At 54.8% G+C, this 16,253-nt stretch carries 15 protein-coding genes; 5 read left to right on the forward strand and 10 right to left on the reverse strand.

The features are described from left to right. Position 1: 1 nt before the first annotated feature. The 3 genes from SOJ49_RS13715 to SOJ49_RS13725 form a co-directional block, all read right to left on the reverse strand. Positions 2 to 1,294 carry an ammonium transporter gene (locus tag SOJ49_RS13715; protein WP_369855062.1) on the reverse strand — a complete coding sequence of 431 codons (1,293 nt, stop codon included), beginning with the start codon at positions 1,292 to 1,294 and terminating at the stop codon, positions 2 to 4. 560 nt (positions 1,295 to 1,854) lie between these two features. Beyond that, positions 1,855 to 2,487: a YigZ family protein gene (locus tag SOJ49_RS13720; RefSeq protein WP_369855063.1), complete on the reverse strand. Its 633-nt coding sequence runs from the start codon at positions 2,485 to 2,487 to the stop codon at positions 1,855 to 1,857. A gap of 69 nt (positions 2,488 to 2,556) precedes the next feature. Then, positions 2,557 to 3,699, reverse strand: a complete 1,143-nt coding sequence (locus SOJ49_RS13725) for a porin (protein ID WP_369855064.1) — start codon at positions 3,697 to 3,699, stop codon at positions 2,557 to 2,559. Between the two features lie 236 nt (positions 3,700 to 3,935). Here SOJ49_RS13725 and modA point away from each other — a divergent pair, with 236 nt between their 5' ends. Further along, positions 3,936 to 4,658, forward strand: coding sequence for a molybdate ABC transporter substrate-binding protein (gene modA / locus SOJ49_RS13730; protein ID WP_369855065.1), 723 nt, complete (start codon positions 3,936 to 3,938; stop codon positions 4,656 to 4,658). Between the two features lie 48 nt (positions 4,659 to 4,706). Here the strand turns inward: modA and SOJ49_RS13735 are convergent, their stop codons facing one another. After that, positions 4,707 to 5,534, reverse strand: coding sequence for a TOBE domain-containing protein (locus tag SOJ49_RS13735; RefSeq protein WP_369855066.1), 828 nt, complete (start codon positions 5,532 to 5,534; stop codon positions 4,707 to 4,709). A 135-nt stretch (positions 5,535 to 5,669) separates the two neighbouring features. Beyond that, positions 5,670 to 6,401, reverse strand: coding sequence for a division plane positioning ATPase MipZ (locus SOJ49_RS13740; protein ID WP_369855067.1), 732 nt, complete (start codon positions 6,399 to 6,401; stop codon positions 5,670 to 5,672). Between the two features lie 163 nt (positions 6,402 to 6,564). Between SOJ49_RS13740 and SOJ49_RS13745 the strand changes: the two genes are divergently transcribed. The 4 genes from SOJ49_RS13745 to SOJ49_RS13760 all read left to right on the forward strand — a co-directional run bounded on the left by SOJ49_RS13745 (position 6,565) and on the right by SOJ49_RS13760 (position 10,371). After that, positions 6,565 to 7,374: a TatD family hydrolase gene (locus tag SOJ49_RS13745; protein WP_369855068.1), complete on the forward strand. Its 810-nt coding sequence runs from the start codon at positions 6,565 to 6,567 to the stop codon at positions 7,372 to 7,374. A gap of 159 nt (positions 7,375 to 7,533) precedes the next feature. Next, positions 7,534 to 8,556 carry a patatin-like phospholipase family protein gene (locus SOJ49_RS13750; protein WP_369855069.1) on the forward strand — a complete coding sequence of 341 codons (1,023 nt, stop codon included), beginning with the start codon at positions 7,534 to 7,536 and terminating at the stop codon, positions 8,554 to 8,556. Positions 8,557 to 8,792: 236 nt separating this feature from the next. Further along, the gene (locus SOJ49_RS13755) at positions 8,793 to 9,119 is read left to right on the forward strand and encodes a hypothetical protein (RefSeq protein ID WP_369855070.1); all 327 of its coding nucleotides are present in this window, start codon (positions 8,793 to 8,795) and stop codon (positions 9,117 to 9,119) included. Positions 9,120 to 9,171: 52 nt separating this feature from the next. After that, a complete protein-coding gene (locus SOJ49_RS13760; protein WP_369855071.1) occupies positions 9,172 to 10,371 on the forward strand; it encodes a cation:proton antiporter in 1,200 nt (399 codons plus the stop codon). A 38-nt stretch (positions 10,372 to 10,409) separates the two neighbouring features. Here SOJ49_RS13760 and SOJ49_RS13765 read toward each other — a convergent pair whose 3' ends face one another. The 5 genes from SOJ49_RS13765 to greA all read right to left on the reverse strand — a co-directional run bounded on the left by SOJ49_RS13765 (position 10,410) and on the right by greA (position 16,236). Then, positions 10,410 to 11,654: a glycosyltransferase gene (locus tag SOJ49_RS13765; RefSeq protein WP_369855072.1), complete on the reverse strand. Its 1,245-nt coding sequence runs from the start codon at positions 11,652 to 11,654 to the stop codon at positions 10,410 to 10,412. 94 nt (positions 11,655 to 11,748) lie between these two features. Beyond that, entirely contained in the window at positions 11,749 to 13,461 is a 1,713-nt protein-coding gene (locus SOJ49_RS13770; RefSeq protein ID WP_369855073.1) for an FAD-dependent oxidoreductase, read from the reverse strand. 28 nt (positions 13,462 to 13,489) lie between these two features. Continuing rightward, a complete protein-coding gene (gene glpK / locus SOJ49_RS13775; RefSeq protein ID WP_369855074.1) occupies positions 13,490 to 14,980 on the reverse strand; it encodes a glycerol kinase GlpK in 1,491 nt (496 codons plus the stop codon). Between the two features lie 139 nt (positions 14,981 to 15,119). After that, positions 15,120 to 15,575 (reverse strand): DUF4124 domain-containing protein, encoded by a 456-nt coding sequence (locus SOJ49_RS13780; RefSeq protein WP_369855075.1) that lies wholly within the window; start codon positions 15,573 to 15,575, stop codon positions 15,120 to 15,122. A gap of 184 nt (positions 15,576 to 15,759) precedes the next feature. Continuing rightward, positions 15,760 to 16,236, reverse strand: coding sequence for a transcription elongation factor GreA (greA, locus tag SOJ49_RS13785; RefSeq protein WP_369855076.1), 477 nt, complete (start codon positions 16,234 to 16,236; stop codon positions 15,760 to 15,762). Positions 16,237 to 16,253 lie beyond the last annotated feature (17 nt).

The raw sequence follows: 16,253 nt of genomic DNA on the forward strand, positions 1-16,253 counted from the left end.
CTTACTGACGAAAGTACGTCATGTCTTTGTGGAACTCGGGATAGGCCACTTCATAGTGTTCAGACACATCAAGGCCCTGCTGCTCTTCAGCGGTGGTAACCCGTAAACCTATCGTCATCCGAATCAGCCCAAACGTCAGCAGTGACAGCGGGAAAGCCCATACGAACGCAGCCACAATGCCAATCAACTGCACCATCACCTGATGAGTGTTAAACAGATCCCCTGTCACAAACATACCGGCGGCCAGCGTACCCCAGACGCCAGCAAAGCCATGCACTGGTACCGCACCCACGACGTCATCCAGTTTCATCCGTTCCATCATCAATGACCCGGCGACGGCGATCATACCGGCAATCAGTCCTGTCAGAATGGCCCATTGAGGCTCCATGCTGGCGCATCCTGCGGTAATGCCAACCAGCCCGGCAATACTGCCATTGACGGTTGCTGTCAGCAGGATAGGGACTCGGAATACGCGGCTGAACAGCAAGGCACCGAGCGCACCGGCACCGGCTGCAAGTTGGGTATTCAACGCGATCAAACCGATATCCGCCGTCGCAGCCAAGGTGCTACCGCCATTGAAGCCAAACCAGCCGAGCCAGAGAATAAAACCACCCAGAGCGACCAACGACAGGTTATGCCCTGGAATATTGCGGGCTTCGCCAGTTTCACGGGAGAAACGACCAGTACGAGGTCCTAACACCATAATGCCCGCCAGAGCACACCAGGCTCCGACCGAGTGCACCACGGTCGAACCGGCAAAATCAATAAAGCCCATATTAGCCAGCCAGCCAGAGCCACCGTACAGGCCACCCCAAACCCAACTGCCAAACACCGGATAGATAAAAGCCGCAATTACAGCCGACGCCACCAGATAGGCATCGTAGCGGGTACGTTCAGCCATTGAGCCGCTACAAATCGTGACTGCGGTTGCGGCAAACATGGTCTGGAATAGCAAGACGGTGTAATCCCAGGGTTCGGCACCCGACATCATGAAGTGACTGGTACCAAAGTACCCGGTGACGTTATTACCAAACATCAGCCCATACCCGACCAGCCAGAACATCAGGGTTCCCAAGCACACGTCCATGTAGTTTTTCATCATCACATTGACGGAGTTTTTTGCCCGTGACATGCCAGCTTCCAGTAAGGCAAAGCCTGCTTGCATAAAAAACACCAATGCAGCGGCAGTCACGACCCAAATGGTATCGGCCGCCAGAGTGGAAACGACGGATTCCTCCGCCTGGGCTGGCAACCCGATCAGGCAGCCGATGAATACTACGGCCAATCTGCGCATATATTATCCTCGTTGTTATATAGCGATAAAAAGCAACCTTGTGACAGCCATGGCTATCTCCCCCCAGACACAGCCATGGCCAACCCCACAAAGTGCGGTGTGACAGATCACCGGATTAACGGGCAATCCATATGCCATCTCGCTAGCGCACCGACAGGGTGCATCTGTCATATGTCAAAGTGGACGGTGGTGCTTGCATTCCATAACAAGGGTTTCAGTCACGATTAAATGCGCTGAAAATGTGCTTGCAGGTGTAACCCAAAGCGTTGATAAAAAGATCAGTGACCGATTTTGGAAAAGCAGGAATCAGACTGGTGCAACCAGTACCAGCCGTACCTAGCATCACCACAGAAGCGTGCACCGGGACAGCACACGGGTAGAAAAACGACGCCTAAAATTAACCGCCGCAATTGATCTGTCTCAGTCATAACATCCGATTAAAATGCCAATACTGGACAATGTAGATACAAGGGTCTGCAGATGACGACAGAGGGTCGTCCCGATAAACAGGTCTTACGCTGGACAAGACGTTTTATGATTGAGAGGTTGAACACCAGCCTCTACGAGTGATCATGCTGGATTGGCTTGACCACCCTGACAGCACCGCCACTCTGGTTGGTCAGAGCCAGGATAAAATTTTCTCGGTCACTATCGGCCACCAGCAGCTTCATACAGACCCGTGCCTGAAAATCGCAGTGTTCTATGGTGGTGGGGTATTGATCCAGCAAATGCCGGACAACGGCTTCCATCGGGTAGTCGTATTCCAGCGTTAACCGGGTTTGCGGGATACGCTGTTCAGTTGGCAATTCCGCCAGCCCGAGGATAACGGCATCAGAGTACGCCCGCTGTAGTCCACCGGTACCGAGTTTGATACCACCAAAATAACGCACCACGGCCACTACAATTTCTCCCAGGCCACTGTGTTGCAGCACCTTGAGCATTGGCCGTCCGGCGGTGCCGCCCGGTTCGCCGTCGTCACTCATAGACATCACTGTGGTATCCGGTGCTCCGGCAATGTAGGCCCAGCACACATGGCGTGCCTGGGGATGCAACTCCCGAATTGAACGAATAAAGGCCTCTGCCGCTGCCCGGTCGCTGGCCTGCCCCACAAAGGTTATAAACTGGCTACGCTTGATTTCCAGCTCGCGGATATGAGGCTCTGGCGTTACGGGGACGGAGTAAACTGGGGTCATAACAGGACTTGTCGGCAAGAATAACAGGGGGAATTCTGACGCCTTGTGGCGTCAGTGTCGACGAAAGCCTCAGAACGACAGTACCAAACCTGCTGATAACGCTTGTGGCGAGCGGCCTGGCAAGGTTGCCAGCTCATCACCGTGAGTACCGTCAACGCCTTGAAAGCTGGCGTTGCTGTCGTTGTTGGTGCGGGTATAAACACCGTAGGTTTTGAGCGATTTGGACAACTTGCGCTCTACCCCGCCAGATAACATCACAGCACCAGTGTCCTCACTGTGACGATAGCTGGCTGCTTTCATGATGCTGCCCAGCCAGGTCAGTTTGCCCGATTTCCACGCGCTCTGTAGTGCCCAGGCTTTACGGTCGAGGTCGGTGATACTGTGGTCGTCGGGCTGGTAACGCAAATTTTCCATCAAACCTTGCAGTGTCCATTGTGCCCCCCGATAACGCGCCAGAATACGCCAGCTGTCAGAGTCACCGCTGGCTGACCCCAGTGCCAGTTGCTGCCAGTGTTCTGTGGCGGCTGCCAGCGTCCAGCCTGCACGCGACCAGTCGGCCCGAGCACCCACGTAGAGCCGCTGATTGTTATCGACGTAACCGGACGACTTCACCGCATCTGGTGAATATTGCAGTGCCAAATGCAGCGCTCCGCCAGCCAGCGGGGTTTGCCAGCGTCCCAGCAGCATGTTTTCCACCCGCAAGTCGAGGGCATTGCCGCGATTGGCTCCGGCCCCCAGAATTGCACCGCGGTCGGCAACAGTATGCTTGAGCAAGCTGTAATCCAGCGCAATGCCTTTCACCAGGCTGTCGTAGCGACCCGCCAGCAGTTCTGCGGTACGTTGATCACTTGGCTGCCAACGCAAGCCCAGATAACTGTTACGCGTCGTCCAGGTATTGCTGCTACTGCCATCCGGGGTGATGTTCTGTTCTATCTGATAGAAGGCTGTCAGCCCGGCGACATCGGTAGGTATTTCTCCCCGCAGGCCGATTTTCGAAGAGTTGAAGGACAGGCTGACATCCCCCGACGACAGTTTGTCGCTGGCACTGGCAGCTGCTTCAGCCTCCGATATATCGGAATCCAGATAATCCAGCGAGGCATGCAAGCTGCCGTAAAAGTTCAGGGGATGGTCTCCCAGCTCCACCGCCGTTGCCTGCCATGTCGCGCCAAGCAGGATGACTCCTGCGGTGAAATACAGTCTCGTTGTCTTCATTTTAATCGTCCAGAATGTCAAGTAGTGGGTATGGGGCGATATGCACACCAGTATTTCCTGGTTGCCACAATCGTTATATAGGCTAGTATACAGCGAATCCAATAACCACATTTTTTACCGGAGTATTTGGCATGATTGATCAACCAACGACTTTCTCAACTCTCTCGCGTCCCGATACAGACAGGCGCCAGTACCGTCACCAAAGCCCGCGAATAATCCGAGACATCGCTCTGTTCATGGGCACACTGTTGTGCCTGACAACAGCCCATGCCGATACAGTGGCCGTCGCCGTTGCGGCCAATTTCACTGCTCCGATGAAACAAATAGCCGCCGAATTTGAAGAAAAAACCGGCCATGTCGCACAACTGTCCTTTGGCTCATCAGGCAAGTTTGTAGCCCAGATCCAGAATGGAGCTCCTTTTGATGTGTTTTTATCGGCTGATCAGCAAAAACCGGAAGTGTTGGAAACCGCCGGAACTGCGGTTGCAGGTAGCCGCTTCAGCTATGCACTGGGACGCTTGGCGTTGTGGACAATCCAGCCAGACATTGATCCGCTTGCAACCCTGCGTAATGGCCAGTTCAACAAGCTGGCCATTGCCAATCCACGCCTGGCCCCTTATGGACTGGCGGCCACCCAGGTCATCACCCAGTTGGGATTGAGCGAGTCTATCGAGAGTAAACTGGTTCAAGGAGATAGCATTGCCCAGGCTTGGCAATTTGTCAGTACCGGTAACGCGGATCTCGGTTTTGTGGCGCTGTCACAGATCAGCCTCAACGGCAAGATATCGAAGGGAACGGCATGGGTGGTGCCGCTAGAGCAGCACGACCCCATCCGTCAGGACGCAGTACTGCTGCAACGCGGAGAACACAACAAGGCCGCAGTGGCGCTGTTGCAGTACCTGCAATCAGCACCGGCACGGTTGATTATCCGCCAGTATGGTTATGACATTCCGCAGTAAGCCCGCAGAACAGAGAGCCAGCAGCCCCGGTGGGTCAGTAGTCAGTGCTCAAACGTCGACCACCAGCACCACACTACTGGCTTCAAACAAGGCGCAAGCCTGTTGCTGCTCTTGCAGTTCCATCTCGTCAAGACTGCGGTTGGAGATAATCGCACTGATGGTTTTGCCATCAGCCAGCGCCAGTACCACATCGGCATTCACTGCCCCTCGGGTAATACGGGAGACAGTGCCCACCAGCTTGTTGCTGGAACTGAGCTTGATATCCAGATCACTCGACAGCATCACTGCCGGTGCCTTGATCAGGGCGATGAGGGTGTGGCCAGGTTCAATTGCCAGGCTATTGAGACTTTCTTCGGTAATCTGGGCGGTAACAAGATGATCGGACGTTATCCGCAAGCGGATATCGGCGTTCACCGCACCAGGAATCACTTGTTCAACCACGCCTCGGAACTGGTTACGTGCACTGGTTTTCAATTGCCCTGCCCTTAATAAATCACTGATGTCATCGGCCACATCCCCCAGCGACTGTACCCGCTGACGAATACGTTGCAAAAAGACGTCATGTGCTTCCTGTAATATCAGAAACCCGGCCAGCATCCGCTCACCGTAACCGGTCAGTACCGTACCACCACCACGGGCACCGCCTGCGGCTCGGGCAACCAGTGGCTGGTCGGCCATATTATTCATTGTATCAATACGATCCCAGGCGGTTTTGTAGCTGATGCCCACCTGTTTGCCAGCAGCAGAGATCGAGCCGGTATCGGCAATCGCCTGCAGCAGGTCAACCTGCTCACGTGCAAAGGGCCGTTGCTGACCTTGCAGCCAGATACTGCCCTGTAACGCCGTGGTATTCGTTGTGTTATCGGAAGGTTTCATAAGCGGGATAACCTGGCCGGTTGCTGATATTGCGTCATACCGGATGCCAACACGCAGTGGCTCAATCACCCCGTTGTCAGCATCCAGGACAGTTCAGTAGCTTGTCCGTCACTGTCATCAATTTAATTAAATCGTTTAATCAATCAGCGGAACCGCGTTGGAGTTGGTCACACGGGAAAACACTGTGTCAAACTCGGCGTAGGCCTTGCGCATCCAGACCTTGGTACGCTGACGCTCCATCAGGCTCAGGCTGGCACCAGAGGCATCGCTCTGATTCACCGCCGCCCAGAAGGACATTTCGCGCTTGTTGATCTTGAACATGGTGGGCGAATGCAGGGCAGGTAATGTCATGCTGAGAATACGGGCCAGGTCATCCTGTTCAGTCAGTGCTGGCAGTGCATCGACGTCCTTGAATACCGTGCCACGGCCTTCGTTTTTAACCACGATGCAGTTCATGTAGTACTTGTACTTGGCGAGAAACTTTTCCAGCAATTCAAGCGAGTCCGGGCTGTCGTCGACGACGTTCCAGAAGACAATCGGGATATTCATTTCTTCACACATATCCAGCACACCGTTATCGTCGATCCAGCGATCCAGGAAACGCTGGCTCTGGGCTGGCAAATCCACCACGACTTGCTGATCGGCCTCCAGTGCGCATTCCATGATAGCGTCAGTGCTTTCAAACTGATCCAGTGTCAACGCTTGGGTAAACTCTTTGTAATAACGAGTCGTCGTGGCATGCGACTGGTCAGCATCCAGACCAGCGTAATGCAGTCCTTTGTCCAGACAATACTGTGACAATAAACGGGCAACCACGGATTTTCCGACACCGCCTTTCTCGCCGCCGACAAAGTGAATCATGCTCATGATGAGTTCCTTACAAAAAAATGGATCAGAGGAGGCACTTATACCACAGTCAGACTGCAGCAAAGCAGACTGGCCATAAGGTTGGCCACATTTCTATAATGACACTCTCATTCATTGATCTGCCCCGGAACTTACCGACTGCAGTCAGACAACCGGAGTATCCATGAGCAAAAAGAACCGCCGTGCCGTGCCCGACTATCAACGCCCTATCATCGAGACACACTTTCATCTCGACTACCTCAAGGAGGCGCCTGTCGACACTATTCTGGCCGAAGCCCGTGCCATTGGTGTTGAACGTTTTATGACCATCAGCGTGCAGCCCGATAACATGCCAACCGCGCTGGCGCTGGCGCTGGCGCACGACGACGTCTACGCCACCCTGGGCGTTCACCCGCACGAAGCCGCGCTGTTTGACGCTGCGACCGAAGCCTATATGCGAGAACACTCGGGCCATGGCAAGGTCGTTGCCGTGGGTGAAATCGGTCTTGACTATTACTACGACCATTGTGATCACCAGGTTCAACGCCAGGTGTTTTGCCGCCAACTGGAGCTGGCGATCGAGTTCGATCAGCCGGTGGTGATCCACACCCGCGAAGCCGACGATGACACCATGGCGATTCTGCAAGAATACGCTCCACAAATGAACCGCAAAGGGGTGATCCACAGTTTCACCTCCGGGCTGGAGCTGGGCCAACTGGCGGTCACATTGGGCTTCAACCTTGGCATTAATGGCATCGTCACCTTTAACAAGGCCACGAACGTTCGGGAAGTAGTGGCCGCGACACCAATCGAGCGTCTGCTGCTCGAAACCGATTCCCCCTACCTGACGCCAATGCCCTACCGTGGTATTGAAAACGCCCCCAAGTACCTGCCTTTCGTGGCCGAAAAAATTGCCGAGGTAAAAGCCTTACCGGTCGAAACCGTACTGGAGCAGACTTGGAAGAATGCCATGTCGACATTCTTTCCCGGATAACGATTTGGGTATAGTGTTTCTGCACCGGATATATAACTGTGAATAAAGGCAGACAATCCTCTGCCAATTTGACTGAATGCTCTTGTCCACCAGAGAGCCATATCAATTGAGCCTGAGCTTGGTAGGCTGGACGACCTCACAGACAACCCAGGTATTTCCATGGTTCTGTTCGCACCCGTCAAGCACCCTCTCAGCCTTGCGTTACAAGGAGGAGGAGCGCACGGAGCCTTCACCTGGGGCGTACTGGATCGTTTACTGGAAACAAAACACATCCACGTTGAAGGCATCAGCGGTACCAGTGCTGGTGCCATGAATGCAGTAGCGCTGGCCCATGGCATGATGGTGGGAGGCCGTGACGGTGCACGCGAAGCATTAAATGATTTCTGGGAAGCCGTAGCTGCCAGTGCACCCTTCAAACTCAGTGGACTGAGCACTGCCGGGGATATGTCGGTGGCTCCGGCACTTAATTTTATGATGAGTTTTACCCACTACTTTTCGCCCTATCAGCTCAATCCCCTCGACATCAATCCACTGCGTGCCATTGTGGAAAAGAGCTTTGATTTTGAACGTCTGCGTCGCCACAACCCGGTACAACTGTTTATCGCCGCCACCAATGCCAACACCGGCCATTTACGGATTTTCCGTAATCAGGATATGAGTGCCGACGCACTGCTGGCATCGGCCTGTTTACCAATGGTGCATCACAGCGTCGAAATCGAAGGCGAGCCTTACTGGGACGGTGGTTACTCCGCCAACCCGGCGATTTTCCCGCTGTATTATCACTGCAATTGTGCCGATATTCTGATGGTGCTGTTGGCACCCATGCACCATGGCGATACCCCAAAAACAGCCTCCGCGATTAAAAACCGGGCCATGGATATTGCTTTTAATGCCGGATTTTTACGCGAAATGCGTATTCTGGCCCAGGCACGAGCCTTTGCTCGGGAAAGCTGGCGGCCCTTTGGTCGACTGGAAAAAGCCCTCAACCGGCTGCGGTTCCATCTGATTGACCCCAATGGCGAAATGGATCAGTTACCCTCGACGTCCAGGGCGCTGCCCGACCAACGCGTATTACACCAATTACGGGATATGGGCAGACACCGTGCCGAGCTCTGGCTACAAGAGCATCAGGGCGCTATCGGCAAACGTTCCAGTGTCCGACTGGCCGAGCTGTTTTTATAGCTGCTGATGCCTGGTAACCCCGGTGTTGGCTGGGTAGCCCCGGTATTGGTTGGGTAACCACTAACTACCAACGATAGGAGAAACGAAGGTATTGCAGAAACCGGTTGCAAAGGGGCTATTATGACCTGCACCACAGGATCCAACAGCAGCACAATAATCCGTAATGAATACATTGAACTGTAACCCACCGTCTGGCACTCTGATCCGTTGATTGCCCACGCGCGCAAGAGCTACGCATGAAACGACCCACCAAAACGGAAATACGTCAGCAACTGAACGACGAAGTTGAACAGTATCTGCAAGAAGGCGGAGAGGTCAGCGAGGTCGCCAGGGGCGCTACGGGTCTGCAAAACGGACGTTATGACGAACGCAGCATGGCGTTCGAAAAACCCAAAGAAGAACGCACACCCGTGCCCGAGGTGCTACAAGCCATTGACCAGCGCCGTGATTCCCAACGCAAGCCCAAACGCCCTGCGGCAGCTGCCAGTCAGCCACGCCGTCGTCCGCGTAAAAAAATAATCTATGATGATTTTGGTGAGCCCTTGCGTATAGTCTGGGAATAACACCTGCCGTACCAGCCCGCCATGGATAGCCAGATGAATAACCAGCCAAACGATGAGTAACCATTCCCTGCTGCTGACCCTGGCGGCAACACTGCTGTTCTACAGTGCTTTCTCAAAACGTATTGATCAATCTGGCATCAGTGCTCCCATGCTGGTCACCCTGATGGGGATTCTGGTCGGGCCGCAAGTACTTGCCTGGGTGCCCGCCGATATCAAGGCCAGCGAACTGACCGTGCTGGCTGAACTCACTCTGGCACTGATCCTGTTTACCGACGCCAGCCAGATCAAACGTTCACAACTGGTGTGCTACGAAATTTTACCTATTCGTCTGCTCGCCATTGGCTTGCCACTCACCATGCTGGCAGGCTGGGTACTGGCAGTACCGCTACTGGGCTTGGCCTGGCTGCCTGCGGCCTGGCTGGCCATCATGCTGTCTCCTACCGATGCGGCTCTGGCTCAGGCGATCTTTTCCGACAAACGTATCAGTTTGCCGCTGCGACATACCATTACCGTTGAAAGTGGCCTGAACGACGGCCTGGCCTTGCCGGTGCTGTTATTTGTACTGGCCGTGATGAACGCTGGCGACTATGCCTTTCTCGACTCCATGCAATGGCCTGTGTTTGTCACCCAACAGTTTGTCGTCGGAGGCCTGACAGGGGTGGTGGTTGGCCGTTGGGGTGGCCGACTGGTGCAATGGGCCTCGGACGCCCACCAAATGATGCCGTTGTTCCAACGCTTGTCGTCGTTATCGCTGGCCTTTCTGGCTTACTCCGGGGCTGAATCACTGGGGGGCAATGGCTTTATTGCTGCTTTTCTGGCGGGGCTGTTTCTGGAATCGCACCGGGTCACCGTGATGACTCGCTTGCGTGAATTTGGTGAGGCGGAAGGTGAAGTACTGAGCTTGCTGATGTTTTTCCTCTTCGGGCTGGTATTTGTCGCCGAAGCCTGGCCGTTGTTCAGCTGGCCCATGCTGGCTTATGCCCTGCTCAGCCTGACACTGGTGCGGATGATTCCAGTCCTGATTTCCCTGACCGGCAGTGGCTTGCCATTTGGACAGAAGATTTTTCTCGCCTGGTTTGGCCCTCGTGGCATTGCCAGTATTCTGTATTTGATGCTGGCTATTCAGCAAATGGGGTACGCCGACCGTATCGCAGCTTACGATACGGTGTTTGGCACAGCGGTATTGACGGTATTATTGAGTATCTTTTTGCATGGTCTCTCGACCCATGTCTGGAAGCGCTGGCCGGGCTGACGCCTAACCACTTCAACCACTTCAACCACGCGAACAGACTACGACAACCGGTTTTTGGCCTCGATCCACTGCGACATGTAGCGAGTACTTTTGAGCGTATGGTGCCGTAACATGGCACCGTAAAACCCGCTCAGCCGATGGTTTTCAAGGTTCCCTGCCAACTCGGACAGTCGTGCCAGCCAGCGCGGTGCATGATCTGCAAAGGCAAAACGGTCTGGTGCCAACCGAACCGCCGCAGCGGAACACGTATCCCACAGGCTGTCGTTCTGATACAGCTGCACGGCGGCATCAACAAAAACGGTCGCCGAATCGGCCACCAATATGCCCAGGTCACGCTGATTGCCCATGGCAGAACCGTACATGCCTTCTGCCCCTACCGGAGTGGTGACAGCTGGGGTTGCGGTGATTGCTGCATCCAGCAATTTGCCCTTCAACCCGGCACCAAACCTTAACGGGGCCAGCATGACACGGGCAGAATCCACCACCTCAAGCGCATCGTCTGCCCAACCGGGGACATAAAAACCCAGTTGTTCATTCTGCAAGCTGGTCGCTTTTTTAGGCGGATAAGCACCAAAAACGTGCAGCTCCGCCGTTGGCAGCTGCTGGCGAATGGCGGGCCAAAGGGCTTCTCTGAGCCAGCGTACGGCATCCCAGTTCGGCTCGTGGCGAAAATTACCGATACAGACAAAATGCTGGCGTTGAGACAGCGCCGTCAACGGCCGCTGCCATTGTGATGCCAGCAGCATAAAAGGCAGATAGATCAGCTGAGCTGCCGGTATCTGGAATTGTTGCTGCAACCAGTGCAATTCAAATTCCGAAATCACCAGCGCCAGGTCGCAACGTAAAACAGCCGCCACTTCCCGTATCGCCAATTCAGAATGAATATGTTTCAAGCCCGGTTCTACGCCTTCCTTGAGCGCCTGATGGCGAGCATGACGCAGGCTGTGGACGTCTTCCATATCCAGCACCCGCAGCGCATTCGGGCAGGTTTCTTCCACCCGCCAGCCAAATTGCTCTTCCATCATAAAACGGTCGAACATCACCAGATCCGGCTGCAGCCCGGCGATATAGTCGTTAAACGTCGAGCTGTTAAGCTGCAGTTTGGCGGCTTCCACTCCGTAGTCGGCCAGCGCCACCGCATGAGGACTCCAGTCGGCTGGCGAACCAAACACCACCCGATAACCACCCGATTGCAGTGCCGCAATCAGCTGCAACATGCGGCTACCCGCAGCGGACGATGCCGGCTCCGGCCAGACGTAGCCGATAATCAGAGCGGTTTTCATGCAGTGTTCCTATGGCGACCAAACGCGGCAGTATAGGCAGACAGTGGCCAAGCAGAAAGCTCACCTGCTGCTGACGACCAGAGGAAGTCGCAGGTCAGAGATCAGCCTCTGGCAAGTGATCCGCAACATTCGTGTTCAGATAATCCCGCAATTGTTGTTCGCCAGCAGAGCCAAATAACAATTCGCTGATGTGCGCCAATACCGGGGATTGTGCCAGCGCTGCCTTGCCGCTGGTCAGCTCCAGCATGGTACGACGACGTAAAAAATCCTCCAGCCGGGTAACCATCTCCAGCCGTGCCGCCAGCCGGACTTCGGCCTCGCGCAGGTCGTCACCCTCCAGCAGCGGCCGTAACCATTCCGGGTGATCCGCCACATCGACCAGCAACTCGAAAGCATCGGTGCCATAACGCCGCCACCAACGCTGCAACAAGGTCTCCCGGCGATGCTCACACCAGTATTGATCCAGCCCTTGCTCCGTTGCCTGACGCCAGAAGCCTTCCCGGCGGCGCTCGTCCGGCTCACCAAACCAGCGATCGGATCTCGGCTGCAACGGAATACCGAACGCACTGATATGGTCATATATTTCTTCGCCGACGTTGACACAATCGGTCAGCTTGCCACCAAAAATGCTGAGGTAACGATGGTCGGCACTGGCATCAATCGCATGGCGGCGCGACAGGTTAAGCCAGTCACCCTGCTCTTTTCCTGCTTCTCCTGTTGCTTCCTTGTTGTCTTGATTAACAGAGTCGGCTTGATTCTCTGCGTTATCTTGATTCTCTGCCGCCGCACTGGCCACCACCAACGGCCGCACACCACAGCGCTCGGATATCACATCAGCAGCGGTCAGCGGCTTGTCCAGCTTCAGACGCTGATTGACGTTATCCAGCACAAACTGGCGATCAGCGGCGGTCACCACCGACTCAGGCCGCGTTACACGGGTATCGGTCGTACCCAGACAAGTCTTGCTGCCCATCGGAATCACAAAAAACAGCCGGCCATCGTTGGCAAAAAATGCCAGCACACGCTCTTCTTCGATCAGCCGGGGCACAATCAGGTGGATACCTTTTGAATACACATGATGATGGCCAGCCGATTGCTGGCTTAACTGGTTGTAGCCGTCGACCCAGGGGCCGGTGGCATTCAGTAATACACGGGAGCGAATCAGCCGCTGTGCACCCGTTTGCTGGTCGACTACACAGGTATGCCATTCATTATCGATCTGCTGTGATCCTTCAGAGGCTACGTAGTTGGCCACCACCGCGCCCTGTCGTATCGCCGTACGAACAAAATCAAACGTCAGCCGGGCGTCGTTATCAACCAGCCAGGCATCTGAATATTCCAATCCGCCCTGGGCAACGGCGATGTCGATCAATGGCTGACGCTGTTGCAGCCGCCGTCGCGACAGGTACTCCGGCATCCGGGTTGCCCCGCGACCAAAACCCCAATACAGCAAAGCACCGATGTAAACCATCCAGGCGGGCTTGCGAAAACCTTTGGGTACCGTCGTCAGAAAGCGTATTTCGCGAATTCGACTGGGAAAACGCTGCATCAGCCGGTTACGACTGCGGCACAGTTCATTCACCAGCGCCACTTCACCACTTTCCAGATATTTGATGCCACCCCAGACCAGATTGGAACTGTTGGCACTGGTCGCGCTGCCAAAATCATCACGATCAATGAGGGCGACCCGAGCACCGTGGCTGGCCAGTGCCGCTGCCGACACCGCACCGTTAATGCCACCGCCGACAATCAGCACATCAAAGCACTCACCATCCAGTTGTTTCAGAGTATCTTGTCGCTGCGTCACACTGGTTTCCTTATTGACAGAATCGTAGTCATTCCAGCACCACACGCTGCACGGCTTTTTGCCATCCGGCCAGCAAAGTAGCACGCTGGGCCTCGCTCATGGCGGGTGTAAAGGTTGCCCGGCATTGCCACAGGCGGGTGAATTCCGAGGTATCACCGTAAAGCCCCACTGCTCGCCCGGCCAGATAGGCAGCTCCCAGTGCGGTGGTTTCCAGCAGTGCCGGACGCAGTACCTCGGTATTCAACACATCCGCAAGAAATTGCAGCATCCAGTTGTTGGACACCATGCCACCATCAACCCGCAATGACGTTGGCCGCAGACCTTCCTGCTCCATCACTGCAAACAGGTCGGCGGTCTGATAACAGACGGCTTCCAGCGCTGCCCTGGCCAGTTCTGCCTTGCCAGCGCCACGGGTCAGGCCAACAATCGCGGCCCGAGCGTCGGCCCGCCAGTAAGGCACACCCAGCCCCGTAAACGCAGGCACCAGGTAGACACCCTTGTTACTGTCCAGCCCGCTGGCTAACCGTTCCGTATCGGACGCCCGTTCGATAATGCCTAGCTCGTCCCGTAACCATTGCACCGTCGCACCGGCAACAAAGATCGCCCCTTCCAGGGCGTAGGTGCGCTGACCATCCAGTTGCAAGGCAATCGTGGTGAGCAGTCCATGGGATGAAAACAGCGGTTTTTGACCGGTATTCAGCAGTACAAAACACCCGGTGCCATAGGTGCTTTTTACCTGTCCTGGCTCAAAACAGCACTGGCCGACGCTGGCCGCTTGCTGATCTCCGGCTACCCCGGTGATGGCAATATCCCGATCGCCGGTAAAGCGGGCCAGCGCGGTGCCAAAATGACCAGAACAATCCTGTACTTGAGGCAGCATGGCAGATGGAATACGAAACAGGTCGAGCAGCTCGTTATCCCACTCACCACGATGAATATTAAACAGATTGGTACGGCTGGCGTTGGTCGCGTCGGTCACATGCCGTTGGCCACCGGTCAGGTTCCAGATCAGATAACTATCGACCGTGCCAAACAGCAGCTCACCACGTTCTGCCCGCAGGCGAGCACCATCAACGTTATCGAGAATCCAGGCCACCTTGGTGGCAGAAAAATAAGGGTCAAGCCGTAGGCCTGAGCGGGCCTGTACATAATCATCCCCAACCTCTGACCGCAGTTGATCGCAGAGCCTGGCGGTGCGACGGTCTTGCCAGACAATCGCAGGATATACAGCAGCGCCGCTGTGTTTATCCCACACCAGCGTCGTCTCGCGCTGATTGGTAATGCCGATGGCAGAAACCTCACAGCCCTGCTCCCTCGCCTCTGCCAGGGCTTGCTGAACCACTGCGCAGGTGCTTTGCCAGAGATCATCCGGATTGTGCTCAACCCAGCCATCATCCGGATAATGCTGGGGGAACTCCTGCTGGGCCATGGCAACGGTTTGCAGCTGCGGGTCAAACACGATAGCTCGTGTACTGGTTGTTCCCTGATCGATGGCAAGAATGCCAAAACGGTTGCCCATGTCATTCTCCCGAAATACGTCACTGATTATGGCAGTGGCAATACACGCTCATTGCCCAAACAATACGCACTAATAGTTTAGGTAACGCTACGATCAATCGTAACGTTACCTGCCTTGATACTTTTCAACTCCCCACTAATTAGTGGCAATTTTTGTCATACTCTTCGTTAACCTGCTGGTGAAAGGCCTTGCTCTCGACATCATTCAGGAACACTTTTTCACCCTGATCGTTGTAGCGATACAACGCTTTTTTGTCTTCGAGATCTTTTCTCATACCACTCAGGACACCACAGGTACGCCTGGTCTGCTGTTCCACAACACGCTGGTGTTCACGCTCTGCTTCACGTTTTTTACGCTCTGCGGCGGCGCTTTCCAGGTAGGCTTTTTGTGCTTCATCACGATTAATAGCGGGGATCGTTGCCGCAGGGGACGAGCTGGTCGTTGCCGTGGAAAGATCCAACGATTCGGCATTCGCCGTAGTCGGCGGCATGCTGCCAAAATGCACCTTGCCGTTAGCGTCCAGCCATTTATATATCTGCGCGTCTGCACTCAGTGCCACCAGCACCAGCATCATGCCTGCAACCAGATATTTCATCCCTGCCTCCCTGCCTTTTATCAACAGAATCAAAGGACCATTTAAAGACGGCCACTTCGAAAACGTTGTGTGTGAAAGAAAAGGCTACCACAAAGCAATTTCAAGATCCGAATCTAAGGCTGACAATTCCCGGATACAAAAACGCCTCCCGAAGGAGGCGACTTGACAATCCGGCGGTCACAGGTCAGAGGTGTTTGACCTGATCGATTTCATATTCCACGCTGCCACTTGGAATCTTGACGACAACGGTGTCGCCCTCTTCCTTGCCAATCAGGGCACGAGCAATCGGCGATGAAACAGAAATACGATTGGCTTTGATATCCGCTTCGTCATCACCGACGATTTTGTATTCCACTTCTTCGTCAGTATCAACGTTGATAATGGTCACCGTCACACCAAACAGCACCTTGCCAGTTCGCGGAATGGTCTTGATGTCGATCACCTGGCAATTGGAGAGCTTACCCTCAATCTCCTGGATACGACCTTCAATAAAGCCTTGCTGTTCACGGGCGGCGTGATACTCGGCGTTCTCCTTGAGATCACCGTGTTCGCGCGCGTCCGCAATTGCCTGGATAACGGTCGGACGTTCGACACTTTTCAGGCGTTGCAACTCGTCGCGCAATGCCTTTTCCCCTTCGAGGGTCATAGGAAACTTCTGCATTTGCATTGACTCCTGAT

Origin of the sequence: Candidatus Thalassolituus haligoni (assembly GCF_041222825.1) — a bacterium.
Classification (GTDB): Bacteria; Pseudomonadota; Gammaproteobacteria; order Pseudomonadales; family Oceanobacteraceae; genus Oceanobacter; species Oceanobacter antarcticus.

What these genes read in the sequence shown, in the direction of transcription:
- SOJ49_RS13725 (WP_369855064.1), bottom strand. Translation starts at nt 3,699, where the DNA reads ATGAAGACAACGAGACTGTATTTCACCGCAGGAGTCATCCTGCTTGGC.
- glpK (WP_369855074.1), bottom strand. Translation starts at nt 14,980, where the DNA reads ATGGGCAACCGTTTTGGCATTCTTGCCATCGATCAGGGAACAACCAGT.
- greA (WP_369855076.1), bottom strand. Translation starts at nt 16,236, where the DNA reads ATGCAGAAGTTTCCTATGACCCTCGAAGGGGAAAAGGCATTGCGCGAC.
- SOJ49_RS13720 (WP_369855063.1), bottom strand. Translation starts at nt 2,487, where the DNA reads ATGACCCCAGTTTACTCCGTCCCCGTAACGCCAGAGCCTCATATCCGC.
- SOJ49_RS13745 (WP_369855068.1), top strand. Translation starts at nt 6,565, where the DNA reads ATGAGCAAAAAGAACCGCCGTGCCGTGCCCGACTATCAACGCCCTATC.
- SOJ49_RS13715 (WP_369855062.1), bottom strand. Translation starts at nt 1,294, where the DNA reads ATGCGCAGATTGGCCGTAGTATTCATCGGCTGCCTGATCGGGTTGCCA.
- SOJ49_RS13750 (WP_369855069.1), top strand. Translation starts at nt 7,534, where the DNA reads ATGGTTCTGTTCGCACCCGTCAAGCACCCTCTCAGCCTTGCGTTACAA.
- SOJ49_RS13735 (WP_369855066.1), bottom strand. Translation starts at nt 5,534, where the DNA reads ATGAAACCTTCCGATAACACAACGAATACCACGGCGTTACAGGGCAGT.
- SOJ49_RS13765 (WP_369855072.1), bottom strand. Translation starts at nt 11,654, where the DNA reads ATGAAAACCGCTCTGATTATCGGCTACGTCTGGCCGGAGCCGGCATCG.
- SOJ49_RS13780 (WP_369855075.1), bottom strand. Translation starts at nt 15,575, where the DNA reads ATGAAATATCTGGTTGCAGGCATGATGCTGGTGCTGGTGGCACTGAGT.
- SOJ49_RS13760 (WP_369855071.1), top strand. Translation starts at nt 9,172, where the DNA reads ATGAGTAACCATTCCCTGCTGCTGACCCTGGCGGCAACACTGCTGTTC.
- SOJ49_RS13740 (WP_369855067.1), bottom strand. Translation starts at nt 6,401, where the DNA reads ATGAGCATGATTCACTTTGTCGGCGGCGAGAAAGGCGGTGTCGGAAAA.
- SOJ49_RS13755 (WP_369855070.1), top strand. Translation starts at nt 8,793, where the DNA reads ATGAAACGACCCACCAAAACGGAAATACGTCAGCAACTGAACGACGAA.
- modA (WP_369855065.1), top strand. Translation starts at nt 3,936, where the DNA reads ATGGGCACACTGTTGTGCCTGACAACAGCCCATGCCGATACAGTGGCC.